The sequence below is a fragment of the Dysgonomonas gadei ATCC BAA-286 genome (assembly GCF_000213555.1).
GTDB lineage: Bacteria > Bacteroidota > Bacteroidia > Bacteroidales > Dysgonomonadaceae > Dysgonomonas > Dysgonomonas gadei.
This window is the reverse complement of the sequence record NZ_GL891980.1, coordinates 613980-627544: the sequence shown is the minus strand read 5'-3', so window position 1 is coordinate 627544 and position 13565 is coordinate 613980. Positions and strand designations below refer to the sequence as shown.

The window sequence follows — 13565 nt, the reverse complement described above, 5'->3', positions numbered from 1 at the left end:
ATTGTGTCATTATTTGTTTGTTTTGTTTAATGTTGCTCTTTTTGGTTTGATTTTAAATTTAGTTTGTTTGTTTTGAATCATATATATGTTGAAAGTCAAGTTAAATTGACTGAAATGTGCTTTGTGAATGACTTAAGAACGTCTATTTTTGTTTAAAGCTAAAATGCATTGTTTTTAAATGCAAATACACAAATATTTATTAATAACTATACCACCTTACCTGAGGTGTCTTCTTTTTTATGAAAACTATAATAAATGAAATGCTTGTTACGTCAATAAACAACTCTCTGCCGGAAGGGGAGAAACTTGTTTCGTTTCTAATGGATTTATTGAATCTAAGCAGGGAATCGGCATATAGACGGATAAGAAATGAGATTCCTTTTACTTTCGAAGAAGTCATTGCTATATCTCTGAAACTAGGACTTTCTTTAGATGAAATAGCAGGACAAGAGCAAAAGAACAGGGCTTTTTTTGACTTACCTGTTCCCAAATCGGCGGATCCGTTGGATGTGTACTCAGAAATAGTGGATGTTGCGGCTGAGATATATAAAAAAATGCAAAAAAGTAAAGAGTCGGAAATATTCTTTACGGCAAACCAGCTGCCTTTTCCTTATTATATGCTATATGAGAATTTGTCTAAGTTCTATTATTACAAATGGATACATAAAACACAGGAGGTTCCTCTCAATTTTTATTTGTCCGAATTTTCTCCACCCTCTCAAGTCTCGACTGTTCATAAAAGATACCGCTATGCGGCAACTAAGGTAAATCAGGTTACAGCTATATTGTGTCCTAGCTTTATTTTGTCTACAGTGAAAGAAATAATTTATTTTTACAGACGCAGGCTGATAACAAAGGAAGAACTCTTTCTTTTGCAGGAAGACTTATATAAGGTAATCAACAAGCTTGAAAATGACACAAGAAAAGGGGTTGATGAGAATGGTGTAAAAACAGACTTGTATTGCTCTACTTTAAATATTGCATCAAATAGTATCTGGTTTAGACATGATAATGAGACCGGAACACAGTTTTGGACTTATACAGATCCTATTACAGTGTACAATACAGAAGTTTCAAAGAGGCATAAAATGTGGATCGACTCATTATTGAAGTATTCTACACTCATATCTCAAAGTAATGAGATTCAGCGTTCAGAATTCTTTAATAAGCAAAATGAGTACGTCAAAAATATAGAGAGTCTTACACTTTAATAGCAGAGCGGAGTATATTGTCATTTTTTAGGAGATGGGGTGCCTGTGCGCCTCTTTTATTGACAAATGAAAATGCTTTATTTTCACATTTATGCTGATTATATAAAATGTGAATATCTAATTTTGGCATTAGATAAGATGAATTAAAGACAAATATAGGGATAGATATTATTATAAATAGTATCTATATGTAGAGACAAAACTTACAATATCTAAAAAGAGGATTTTTTCCTGATCTAATCTTTTATGATGAAGTATTTACCCGTCGTGTTTAGTAGTTCTTTAAGAATTGTTTTATAAGAAATAAGTAAAGGAAATTTAGACAACAATAGTTTTGCATTAGCATTGTTTGTCTTCTTATATCTGCTTTTTTCCATGCCTGAGAAGGTTCGTTGCAGTATACCGTCGTGCAGAACTATTGCTGGCTAAATTTCTCTTTATAAAACAATAACGTGATTGACAAAACTATAGAATAATTACTTACTAATTTAAATTTATGACACTACAGAGATTCTGTTGGCTGCATGGCATGTTAGTCATGCTATTACTTACGTCCGGATTGAAAGCTCAGGTTACCGTTGGGTCTAATAACTCACCGGAAAAAGCCGCATTGCTGGATATAAAGGAGAAGATAGATAAGACGGGAGGCCCGACCGTCGATAAAGGAGGGTTACTTTTACCCAGGGTAAATTTGGAAAAGAAATACCAATTATATCCTTTTGTTAGAGAAGCCGGATATAATCCCTCAAATTATGATAATTCCACTTATAATCCGGATGATATGGATCCGGAATATGCATCCGAAAAATTAGCTCATACCGGGCTTATTGTATATAATTTGGTCGCGGATGATGAAAATGAATTGTGTTTAGGTTTAAATCAGTGGGATGGTGAAAAATGGAACTGTTTCCAGGAAAAAATGGGAAATGCAATAGCTACCATAACCAATTGCGATTCTTTAAACTTCTATGGTCAGTATCAGAATAAGGTGTCATTGAATTCATCTAATTATGTGACTATACCTTTGCTTGTAACAAAATCCGGAGCTTATACAGTCACTATTATGCCGGACCCGGATAATGGATATTATTTTACTGCCTCGGGTATATTTATGACAACAGGGTACTATTTTATAACAGTACCCGGGGCGGGTACGCCGATTGATTATACACCGGCGACCGGTGCGGGTAGCGATGGGGATTTGATGAAGATCGTTTTTAATGGAAAACCATTGTCTTCATGCGATCCTCTGTATGTGAAGGTGGAAGATTCTTCGAAGAAGCCTCTCTATTCGATGGATTGTAGTAAGACAAAGGTGAGAGGAGTGTATAAAATCGATGTTCCGCTCGATACTGATGAGCATTATATAGACATGGTATTAACTGTAGATGCAGAGGCATTAGGTGCTACATATATTATAGAAACCAATACTGTCGATGGTATTTATTTCAAAGCCGAAGGAACATTAAATAATACTAGTCAGCCCGTTAAATTATTAGGATATGGAGTACCTAATAGTATGGATGATAAGGTATTTACTATTACTTCGAATAGTAAGAAAACAGTAGCCACATGTAAAGCTACTGTATATATGTGTTATACTCCCAAAAAGATATTGGGAATAGGTTACTATAATACAAACTATGGATATTATATTCAAAATTCGGCATCGCTGGCGGTGATGAATGCTGATATAAACTTTGGTTCATTGGAAAATAGCACGGTGAAAGTAGAGAAGCCGTTTTCTTATAGCTATATAAAGGGTGAAACACAGGGGAATATAGATGGTGCAGGTTATATAAATGCATCAGCACTTAGTACCGAGTTGGCAAAGAATCCGGATATTGTTGTTCTAGGCTTTTTCGTATCTTTTAATGCAAATACAATACAGCAACTTACGGAATATCTGAATAAAGGAGGTGTATTAGTTATGTTCACAGAATACTATACAAGTAATGCTGTGAGTGCAGAAGCTCTTTTCCGCAATATTTTTGCAGATTCTAATATCACGGGGGGGATGAAGAATGCACGAAGTGCTGTTTACCCGTTGAGTTCCGTAAATGATGAAATATTGAACGGGCCGTTTGGCGATGCCAGAGGAAAACTATGGGGTGAAGATGCTTCACAGACATATGTTATACAAGGATTACCAGCGGGAGATATATATACTTATAGTGGTGGAAGCCGGTTAAATGCTACAGGAGCCAATATACTTCCCGGTGTCACAATGTTTAGGCATAAAACTCTAAATCTCTTCTGGGTAGGTGATGGTGGCTTTAATTCAAATTTGGGGCCGTATTACGGCAATACATATTTAGATAAAGGGATTTGTCCTTTCACTATTAATTCCTCTATGCAACCTATACCACGTGTCGATTATGGGGAATCTGCGATGGGGAATGTTAATCAGACAGTGTATAATTCTATATTATTTGGAAATATAATGGCTTGGGCTATAAAACAAGCTGAATTTAATGGTATCAATACGGTGAAATAAATTGATAAATATAAAGAAAGCCACTTCTATTTTTTGAAGTGGCTTTCTTTATATTTTTTAGAGTGTAACGTTATTCCTCCTCAGGAGTAGTATTTACATACTTTTCGTTCTGTAATTGCTGTTGTTGTTCATATAACTCAAATATATGATTGCGAAAAGTTGTATTACGTTGTAGTTTATTGTAGGCTTCTTTTGCCGCTTTCTGCTGGGATTCTTTCTTCGAGTAACCTGTGCCAAGGCCAGCTTGCTCTCCCATAATGATCACAGCCGTTTTGAATATAGGGGTGTTGTTCTCGTCAACGAAACTATCGATAAGATCAAAACTAACAGATATCTTTTGTTTCTGGCTCCACTCTATCAGCCTGGATTTATAATTAGCCTCTAGTTCTGCCACTGATTCTATGTTCAGATGTTCTTGTATAAGGCGCTCAAAAACAAATCGTTTTGCAGCCCTATAGCCCTGATCCAGATATATGGCGCCAATGAATGCTTCCAGTGCATTGCCATACATGTGAGTATTGGGAGTCGTATTCCTTGTCGATGTTTTGATCAGTTTATCTATACCTATCTCCAAGGCGAGTCTGTTTAATGTTTCGCGTTGGACAATCTTGGAGCGCATATTGGTAAGGAAGCCCTCTTTCTTATATTCGAATTCTTTGAATACAATATCAGCTACAATTGCATCCAATATAGCGTCACCGAGGAATTCGAGGCGTTCGTTGTTGATCCATCTGCCATCTTTAAGTTTTATAGACGATGACTTATGTAATAAGGCCTGTTCGTATAATGTAATATTGTACGGATAGAACCCAAGTATTTTGCAAAAAGATACATAAGGCTCCTTCCCTCTTTTAGGAAGAAGCCTTATACCTCGATATATCTTTTTAAGCACGTTGTTTTCCTATTTCTTAAACTTTTTGACTATCACACATGCATTATGTCCGCCAAAACCAAATGTGTTGGAAAGTGCTACATTAACAGTTCTCTTTTGAGACTTGTTGAATGTAAGGTTCAGTTTGTAATCTATTTCAGGATCTTCATCACCTTCTGTAAAGTTTATTGTCGGAGGAACTATATCGTTCTGAACCGCCAATACACAGAACATGGCTTCCAAAGCTCCTGCTGCACCTAATAAGTGCCCAGTCATTGATTTTGTAGAACTGATGTTCAGATTATATGCATGCTCACCGAATACTTCTTTGATAGCTTTTATCTCGGATGGGTCGCCTACCGGGGTAGATGTTCCGTGCACATTAATATAATCCATATCAGTAGGGTTCATGTTTGCATCCTGCAAAGCATTTCTCATTACCAACTTAGCTCCTAATCCTTCCGGGTGAGAGGCTGTTAAGTGATAAGCATCCGCAGACATACCTCCGCCAACTACTTCAGCATAGATTTTAGCTCCACGGGCAAGGGCATGTTCCAGTTCTTCGAAAATAAGACATGCTGCACCTTCTCCCATGATAAACCCATCGCGGCTGGCGCTAAATGGACGCGAGGCTGTTTCAGGCGAATCATTGCGTGTAGATAATGCAGTCATGGCATTAAAACCACCGACACCGGCAGCTGTAATAGCTGCTTCCGCACCGCCCACTACAATAACATCAGCCTTACCCATACGGATAATGTCGAAAGAGTTTATAGCACTATGGGTAGATGAAGCACAGGCCGATACGGTTCCGTAATTGGGGCCGCGCAAACCATGACGAATCGAAATAAGTCCCGCTGCAATATCCGAAATCATCTTAGGGATAAAGAAAGGATTGAATTTTGGCCCGTTTTCTTCATTTTTCGCATAATAACTGACTTCTTCTTCGAAAGTCTTTATACCACCAATGCCAGCGGAGAAGATAACACCTATGCGATCGCAGTTCTCTTTTGAAAAATCAAGTTTTGAATCTGCGATAGCTTCTTCGGAAGCACCTATAGCAAGTAATGTATATCTATCGCATTTGCGCATTTCTTTCCTGTCCAGATAGACAGAAGGATCATATCCTTTAACTTCGCAAGCGAATTGTGTTTTAAATTTTGACGCGTCAAAATGAGTAATAGGTCCAGCCCCACTCACCCCGTTGATGGCATTGTTCCATGTAGTGGCTACATCGTTGCCAAGAGGAGATACCGAGCCTAGACCTGTTACTACTACTCTTTTTAATTCCATAAGTAAATATTGGAAAAAAAATTATTTTGCATTTGCTTCAATGTAAGAGACAGCATCTCCTACTGTAGCGATTTTTTCAGTCTGATCATCTGGAATAGAAATGCCGAATTCTTTTTCAAATTCCATGATTAATTCTACTGTGTCAAGTGAGTCAGCTCCTAGGTCGTTTGTAAAGCTAGCAGTATCTGTTACTTCAGATTCTTCTACACCTAACTTATCAACAATAATTGCTTTCACTTTTGATGCTACTTCTGACATAATTTCTAGTTTTGATTAATAATTAATTTTTATTTCTAATTTTGTCGGTGCAAAGTAACAGTTTTTTATACATATGAAACAAATATTTTGTGGATAAAATAGTTAAAATTGCACATTTTTTTTGTTTGTGTGCAGCCATCTTAAATTATTCTTATGACTAAAATAGCAATTTTCGCTTCAGGTTCAGGTTCTAATGCCGAAAATATAATAAAATATTTTGCTAATAACGAGACTGTAAGCATAGAACTTATCGTTTCGAACAAAGAGGATGCATATGTACATCAGCGGGCCAAAAATCTGGGGGTAGAATCTGTTACATACTCAAAAAACGACTTTTACAATACAGATAAAGTCCTTGAGTGCTTGTTGCAAAAAGAGGTCGGTTTTATTGTATTGGCAGGTTTCCTGCTGAAAATTCCGGAAAATCTGCTACAGGCATATCCTAATAAGATAATTAACATACATCCGGCCTTACTGCCAAAATTCGGAGGAAAAGGGATGTATGGAGATAATGTACATAAGGCAGTGGTCGAAGCGGGTGAGTCGGAATCCGGGATTACGATACATTATGTAAATGAAAATTACGACGAAGGAACTGTAATCTTTCAGGCTAAATGTCCTGTTTCTGTAACCGATAGCTATCAAGATGTTGCAAAAAAAGTACATGCACTGGAGTACACATACTTTCCTTTAATTATAGATAAGGTGTTGAAAAGTTAATCTTTATACTGATTTTGTAATCTTTCTTTTATCCTGCGAACTGACTTTTTGGGAACGGTTTTAGGAGTATTATCTTGCTGTTTCTTTTCTTCTTCAACTTTGGCCGGCTTGTTTTGGTTTTGCGCATTATTATTAGTTGTAGTAGTACTACTATTACTATTGTAATGTTGTTGCCTTATGGTAGACTGAGGAGGATTGGCTACCCGTTTAATACCCGGTCTGTTTATTATATAAGTGGCATTTTCGTCTGTACCTACTTTTTCATCATTTACAGTTCTGGAGATAATCCTGGTTGTTGATTCAGTGGCACTTTTTTCTTCAGGTATATCTGTTTCCTCTGTTTTTACCACACGGTCTACCTGCTTGCCATCGGCAGTGATCTCCCTTCTGATAACAGGTTCCGGCGCTTTAGGCGCTTTTCTATTTGCATCAGAAGTATTGTTTACAGGAACAGTGATTGCCGTAGTGGCTACATTATTGTTGAATAGGTAGTCATTTGTCAGATCGATAGGGATTTTTAATCTATTCAGCGTTTTATCTGATACAAGGTACCAAATCTCACCAAATGGATTTCCCGATGCAGTATCGGTAACTCGCATCTCACGCTTGATGACTTCTGATGGATAGAGTTGATTCGTTACAGAAAACGGAACCTCGAGGCCATTAATATAATAGGTCGGCTTCCCGTTAAATCCGATATACATATTGGTTAGTTCCTCGATAGAGGCATCTTTTTTCATCAGGCTGTCAGCTATGTTCATTGCTGCTTGCTCTTTCTTTTTTCTGTTCCGGTAATCTCTGGCTAGCCGGAAACCTAAAGCATCATTCCTTTCGTTGTTGATCTTCTTTTCTTCAGCTACTTCACGTAATAATCGATCTACATCTAAAGCAGCCTCCTCTAAACCACTGTATGTGGGATCCGTTTCTCCAAATATGGAGTCAACCGCTGCATTGCGGTTATTAATAAACAAGAATTTAGAATATTCATCTGTCAGTCCACCACTAGTCCTATTTACTACGCGCGTGGTATCACCTGTACTGATGATATATATTTTTTTCCCTATCTGCTCAGCTTCTTTCTTTGTAGGAGCCCTATATATCTGGGCTTCTGCAAACAGCGGGATAAGCAGTAGGAATATTAATGTTATTATATATTTGCTTGTACTCATTTGTGTCTCTTTATGCAATTTATGTATTTGATATAATAACCCTAGTTAGTATATACGCAACAAATATACAAGTTTTTATTGAAAGATATTTTACTCTTACAAAATTTAGCATAATTAGAATTTCATTTTGTTATTTTATAGACTTGCAATCCTTGATAAGGTTGTAGATATTTGCTACTTTTGCATATAATAAATCAACTATAAAAATATTAATTCATGGCAACACCTCCGTTTAAGTATCAGGAAACTTTCCCTCTTGGAAAAGATACAACAGAGTATTATCTCTTGTCGAAAGACTTCGTTTCTACAGCAAACTTTGAAGGTCAGGAAATTTTAAAAGTATCACCGGAAGCACTTACTTTATTAGCTCAACATGCATTCCACAATGTAGAATTTTTACTTCGCCCCGAACATCAGCAACAGGTTGCGAAAATTCTTGCCGATCCCGAAGCCAGTGATAACGATAAGTTTGTGGCGCTTACTTTTCTGCGTAACTCCGAGATCTCGGCTAAAGGTATACTACCGTTCTGTCAGGATACAGGTACAGCGATTATAATGGGTAAGAAAGGTCAGAATGTATGGACTGGAGGAAATGATGAGGAAGCTCTTTCGAAAGGAGTATATAATACCTTTACAGAAGACAATCTGCGCTATTCACAGAATGCGCCCTTGGACATGTATAAGGAGATAAATACAGGAAGCAACCTTCCTGCGCAGATAGATTTATATGCCGTAAACGGTAATGAGTATAAATTCTTATTTGTAGCCAAAGGTGGAGGCTCAGCTAATAAGACTTATCTTTATCAGGAAACGAAAGCATTGCTGACTCCCGGTAAACTGGAAAAATTTCTTATAGAGAAAATGAAATCCTTGGGAACTGCGGCTTGCCCTCCTTATCATATTGCATTTGCTATTGGTGGTACTTCCGCCGAAACAAATCTGAAGACAGTGAAGATGGCTTCTACAAAATATTATGATAACCTACCTACTTCAGGCAATGAAGGTGGTCAGGCTTTTCGTGATCTGGAGATGGAGGCAAAACTATTAAAGGCAGCCCAGGAGTTAGGTCTGGGAGCGCAATTCGGTGGTAAGTTCTTTGCTCACGATATCCGTGTGATCCGTCTTCCTCGCCATGGAGCCTCTTGTCCGGTAGGAATGGGCGTATCCTGTTCGGCAGATAGGAATATTAAAGGTAAAATCAATAAAGACGGGGTTTGGTTGGAGAAACTGGAAGATAATCCGGCTCGTCTGATCCCTGAAGAATTACGCAATGCAGGAGAAGCGGGTGGAGTAAAGATAGACCTGAACCGTCCGATGAAAGAAATTCTTGCAGAACTGACTAAATATCCTGTTTCAACCCGTTTGTCCCTTACGGGCACAATTATCGTTGGGCGTGATATTGCTCATGCAAAATTGCAGGAACGAATTGATAACGGGGAAGGCTTACCACAATATATAAAAGATCACCCTATTTACTATGCAGGCCCGGCAAAAACTCCGAAAGGCTATGCCAGCGGATCTATGGGCCCGACTACAGCGGGGCGTATGGATTCCTATGTCGACTCATTTCAGTCGCAAGGAGGTAGTCTTATCATGATTGCCAAAGGAAACCGTAGCCAGCAGGTAACGGATGCCTGCCATAAGCATGGCGGCTTCTATCTGGGTAGTATAGGTGGTCCGGCGGCTATCCTGGCACAGAACAGCATCAAAAGCCTTGAGTGTCTTGAGTATCCTGAACTTGGCATGGAGGCTATCTGGAAAATTGAGGTAGTTGATTTCCCTGCGTTCATCTTAGTCGATGATAAGGGGAATGATTTCTTCCAACAATTGAATCCGGTTAATTGCGCGATGTGCTGAATCCGGTTAGTTTATAATACAAATACAAGAGGCTGCCCGTTTCAGCAGCCTCTTTTTATCTCCTTATTTATCGGAATATAGCCCGATGTGATTACCCTCGCAGTCGGCGAATACACAAAAATACCCTAGCCCTTCGACCTCTATTTTTGTTTTAGGAATTACGACCTTTCCCCCCTTCGATTCAACAATAGCTAAGGAAGCGGATATATCTTCACAATTGAGGCTGATAAGAACTCCGTTTTGAGACGGGATAAAATCTTCCGCCCATGAAATTGCGCCGGAGTTTTTACCGTCTTCACCCGGAAAGAAAGCCATTTTTTCATGCTCGCAATCACATTTGCTCATGCTGATACCGAATATTGATTCATAAAACTTTACTGCCCTGTCAAAGTCTTTGCAGGGAATTTCGAAAAATGCGACTAGTCTTTTCATAAAATTTGTTTTTAGTTTGACTTTACAAAAGTAATGTGTCCGGCTTTCGGGATCTTGTAAAAAAAGGACATTCAATCTGCTACGAGAAATAATCGGAATAAGGGGTGCAAACCGACATAAATTCGGGAGGGGTATAGCCGGAAAAAGCTTTAAATTCTTTTATCAGATGAGGTTGGTCGTAATATCCGCAATCGAAGGCCAGGCCTGTGATATTAATGTACGGTGTATTTTGTAGGATGTATAATGCCCTCTGAAAGCGTACTATGCGTGTAAACTCTTTCGGATTAGTGCCCACATATTCTGTAAATATACGATTAAACTGCTTATAGCTAAGGCATGCTATTTCAGATAAAGATGCAATACTGGACTGGTGCTTGTGATTTATGGCCTTTATTACTTCCGTTATCCGCTTCCAATTGTGATTGTCGAATACCCTTAGACGGGAAATAAGTGTGGATTCTATTAGGGCAATTGCTTTATTATTATCTTTTTCATGATATATACGGTCTTCTAACTCTCTCAGAGAATTATCATTGAAGTCACTAAACGATACGTCCATTCTATAAAACTCATTCATAGGCATCGGAAAGAATGCTTTGGTTCCGAAAGGATGGAAAACAACGACAATCATATTTACTTTACCGGTAGACACTAAATCTGTAAAACCTGTCGATTGTCCGCAAATAAATGATTGGGGTTGCATTTTATTATCGGATAGTGTGTTCATTCTGTCACCACGGTGGAAAATCATTTGCATAAATCCCGTAGGGATTACCCGCTCCGAAACGGTATTAATCCCATCTATTTCCAATATCCAATAGTGCTTAATAAATGGAGCCAGTATTGGTGAAGGTTGTATGAATCTGAAAGTTTCCATTAAGATAAATATATGAAAAAATGAAATAGGTGCAAAGTTAAGTACTTATCTTTTCTTTGTCTTGTAAAAAAAGGACATTGTGGTATAACGAATAGGGCGATAAATGATTTTATCGCCCTATTCGTAAGTAAATCAGATATTCAGATCGTTATTATAAACTACGTATTTTTGTATTGCGGAACCAGATTAAGGAGTTCCCATGTTTTCCCTGCAAACCGATAAATCCTTTTGTCGGTAGTTCGGCGAATGGTTTAGGCAGCCAACTTGGAATTTTTGTTCCATCAGGATTTGTTGTCCCCGAAGTCCATTTGCTCATATCCATCTCTGTAACTTTCTGTCCATTAAGTGTCACAGTGATATGCTGTCCTTCACATTTTATATGCATGTGGTTCCATTCTCCCGGTTTCTTTACTACTTTGTCTTTGTTTGCACCCAGATGGCCATAGATAGCACCGCATTTTTCGTATGGCTTGGCATTCTTGAAATGCTCGCTATGGTCATCGGCTATTTGTATTTCTACCGAATTGGGTATCCAGTTCTTGGTATCTGTACAGTAAACGACTACTCCGCTATTGGTTGCTTCATCTGTTTTGAATTCGAGATCAAGCTCAAAGTTTTCATATTCGGTGGTAGTCCAGATAGATTCGTCTTTTATGGCACCTAGTACTCCGTCTTTTTCGCTCCATACTTCCGGGTTGTAATTTGCGTCTGAAAGATTAGTCCCGAAGAGTGGTTTCCATTTGTTTTTGTTAGCTGATAAAACGGATAAAGAACAGGCAATTAATAAAACTGATGAGATTAAAAAGATACGTTTCATGGCATTTGTTTTTAGTAATACATTTAAATAAATCATAAGGTGAACAAATGTATCTCTTTTTTAACAATTAGATATAAGAATTTCAAGAAATTATTATCCGGATTAAATAAAAAAAGACCGGACAATTTTGTCAGGTCTTTCTTATATAGTAAAGTGATTTATTTTACTTTATCTACAATTGCTTTGAACGCTTCAGGATGGTTCATAGCTAGGTCGGCAAGAACTTTGCGATTGATTTCCACTCCGTTTTTGTGAAGAGCTCCCATCAGGCGGGAATAAGACATTCCTTCAAGGCGTGCAGCAGCGTTGATACGTTGTATCCACAGTGCGCGGAAGTTGCGTTTTTTAGCACGACGGTCACGGAATGCATAGGTAAGACCTTTTTCCCATGTGTTTTTGGCTACTGTCCACACATTTTTGCGGGCTCCATAATAACCTCTTGTTAGTTTTAGTACTTTTTTTCTGCGGTTGCGCGAAGCAACATGATTGACTGATCTTGGCATAATTTACATTGTTTTGAATGTCAGCGGCTCCCTTCGTTTGGGAACTCTTTGGTGCATACATCCGGTTAATAAATCTTTAAAACTTGCTTTTGTAAAACGAAATAGATTATTTAAGAGCTAATAATTTTTTCACCGCTTTCTCGTCTACTTTGTGAACAAGTGAAGAGTGAGTAAGATTTCTCTTTTGTTTTTTCGTTTTCTTAGTCAGGATGTGACTTTTGAAAGCATGTTTTCTTTTGATTTTTCCTGATCCGGTAAGGGCGAACCTCTTTTTGGCACCGGAATTAGTCTTCATTTTTGGCATCTCAGTTTATTAATTTAATTATTTATAAAGTACGGATACATACAAAGTATTCGTTTATTCTTCGTTATTCTCTTCTTTTGGTTTGTCTGCTTTTTTCTCGATAACCTTTTTCTCACCGTCTTTCGGTTTAGCCGGAGCCGGAGCTTTTACCGGTTGCTTCTTAGGGGAAAGCATCATAATCATCTTTTTACCTTCAAGTGCAGGCAGTTGATCTACTTTTCCTAAATCTTCAAGTTCTGTAGCAAAACGGAGTAGAAGGACCTCTCCTTGTTCCTTAAACAGGATCGAACGTCCTTTGAAGAATACATAAGCTTTCACTTTTGCTCCTTCTTCAAGGAAGTTTTTCGCATGATTGAGCTTAAAGTTAAAGTCATGGTCATCGGTTTGTGGTCCGAAACGGATCTCTTTTACCACAACTTTTACAGACTTGGCTTTAGCTTCTTTCTGTTTTTTCTTCTGCTGATAAAGGAACTTCTGATAATCGGTGATTCTACAAACAGGGGGATCGGCTGTTGGAGAAATTTCAACCAAATCAAGTTCGAGGTCATCAGCTAGTCGTAAGGCTTCGTTTATGGTGTATACACCTTGTTCTACATTGTCACCGACTAAACGGACTTCCCGAGCCCGAATATTTCCATTGATTTTGTGTAACTCTTCTTTGCGATTATTAAATCTGTTGTTTCTCATTCAAAAACTGTTAGAATTCCTTTATCTTTTTTATTTAAATATTTAATTTTCAAAAATATAAATAACGAA

General features: G+C 37.9%; 14 protein-coding genes. 4 read left to right on the top strand and 10 right to left on the bottom strand.

The features are described from left to right. Positions 1–239 precede the first annotated feature (239 nt). Positions 240–1211 carry a hypothetical protein gene (locus HMPREF9455_RS06615; RefSeq protein ID WP_044215516.1) on the top strand — a complete coding sequence of 324 codons (972 nt, stop codon included), beginning with the start codon at positions 240–242 and terminating at the stop codon, positions 1209–1211. Positions 1212–1707: 496 nt separating this feature from the next. Beyond that, positions 1708–3708, top strand: a complete 2001-nt coding sequence (locus HMPREF9455_RS06610) for a hypothetical protein (protein WP_006798853.1) — start codon at positions 1708–1710, stop codon at positions 3706–3708. A gap of 70 nt (positions 3709–3778) precedes the next feature. Here HMPREF9455_RS06610 and rnc read toward each other — a convergent pair whose 3' ends face one another. Genes rnc through HMPREF9455_RS06595 form a run of 3 tightly spaced genes read right to left on the bottom strand, consistent with a single transcriptional unit; the run spans position 3779 to position 6130 of the window. Next, positions 3779–4600, bottom strand: coding sequence for a ribonuclease III (gene rnc / locus HMPREF9455_RS06605; RefSeq protein WP_006798852.1), 822 nt, complete (start codon positions 4598–4600; stop codon positions 3779–3781). A 9-nt stretch (positions 4601–4609) separates the two neighbouring features. Further along, the gene (gene fabF, locus HMPREF9455_RS06600; protein ID WP_006798851.1) at positions 4610–5872 is read right to left on the bottom strand and encodes a beta-ketoacyl-ACP synthase II; all 1263 of its coding nucleotides are present in this window, start codon (positions 5870–5872) and stop codon (positions 4610–4612) included. 21 nt (positions 5873–5893) lie between these two features. Further along, the gene (locus HMPREF9455_RS06595) at positions 5894–6130 is read right to left on the bottom strand and encodes an acyl carrier protein (protein WP_006798850.1); all 237 of its coding nucleotides are present in this window, start codon (positions 6128–6130) and stop codon (positions 5894–5896) included. A 153-nt stretch (positions 6131–6283) separates the two neighbouring features. Between HMPREF9455_RS06595 and purN the strand changes: the two genes are divergently transcribed. Then, positions 6284–6850, top strand: a complete 567-nt coding sequence (gene purN, locus HMPREF9455_RS06590) for a phosphoribosylglycinamide formyltransferase (protein WP_006798849.1) — start codon at positions 6284–6286, stop codon at positions 6848–6850. Here purN and HMPREF9455_RS06585 read toward each other — a convergent pair. Further along, positions 6847–8019: a hypothetical protein gene (locus HMPREF9455_RS06585; protein WP_006798848.1), complete on the bottom strand. Its 1173-nt coding sequence runs from the start codon at positions 8017–8019 to the stop codon at positions 6847–6849. The two genes, purN and HMPREF9455_RS06585, sit on opposite strands and share 4 nt — an antisense overlap. Before the next feature lie 216 nt (positions 8020–8235). Between HMPREF9455_RS06585 and HMPREF9455_RS06580 the strand changes: the two genes are divergently transcribed. Beyond that, the gene (locus tag HMPREF9455_RS06580) at positions 8236–9876 is read left to right on the top strand and encodes a fumarate hydratase (protein WP_006798847.1); all 1641 of its coding nucleotides are present in this window, start codon (positions 8236–8238) and stop codon (positions 9874–9876) included. A gap of 63 nt (positions 9877–9939) precedes the next feature. Here HMPREF9455_RS06580 and HMPREF9455_RS06575 read toward each other — a convergent pair whose 3' ends face one another. From HMPREF9455_RS06575 to infC, 6 genes are all read right to left on the bottom strand, one after another. Further along, positions 9940–10308, bottom strand: a complete 369-nt coding sequence (locus HMPREF9455_RS06575; protein WP_006798846.1) for a VOC family protein — start codon at positions 10306–10308, stop codon at positions 9940–9942. Between the two features lie 79 nt (positions 10309–10387). Continuing rightward, the gene (locus HMPREF9455_RS06570; RefSeq protein ID WP_006798845.1) at positions 10388–11185 is read right to left on the bottom strand and encodes a helix-turn-helix domain-containing protein; all 798 of its coding nucleotides are present in this window, start codon (positions 11183–11185) and stop codon (positions 10388–10390) included. 151 nt (positions 11186–11336) lie between these two features. Further along, entirely contained in the window at positions 11337–12002 is a 666-nt protein-coding gene (locus HMPREF9455_RS06565) for a 3-keto-disaccharide hydrolase (protein WP_006798844.1), read from the bottom strand. Between the two features lie 158 nt (positions 12003–12160). Continuing rightward, positions 12161–12505 carry a 50S ribosomal protein L20 gene (gene rplT, locus HMPREF9455_RS06560; protein WP_006798843.1) on the bottom strand — a complete coding sequence of 115 codons (345 nt, stop codon included), beginning with the start codon at positions 12503–12505 and terminating at the stop codon, positions 12161–12163. Positions 12506–12611: 106 nt separating this feature from the next. Continuing rightward, entirely contained in the window at positions 12612–12809 is a 198-nt protein-coding gene (gene rpmI, locus HMPREF9455_RS06555) for a 50S ribosomal protein L35 (protein WP_006798842.1), read from the bottom strand. A gap of 54 nt (positions 12810–12863) precedes the next feature. Then, entirely contained in the window at positions 12864–13496 is a 633-nt protein-coding gene (gene infC / locus HMPREF9455_RS06550; RefSeq protein WP_006798841.1) for a translation initiation factor IF-3, read from the bottom strand. Positions 13497–13565: the final 69 nt, after the last annotated feature.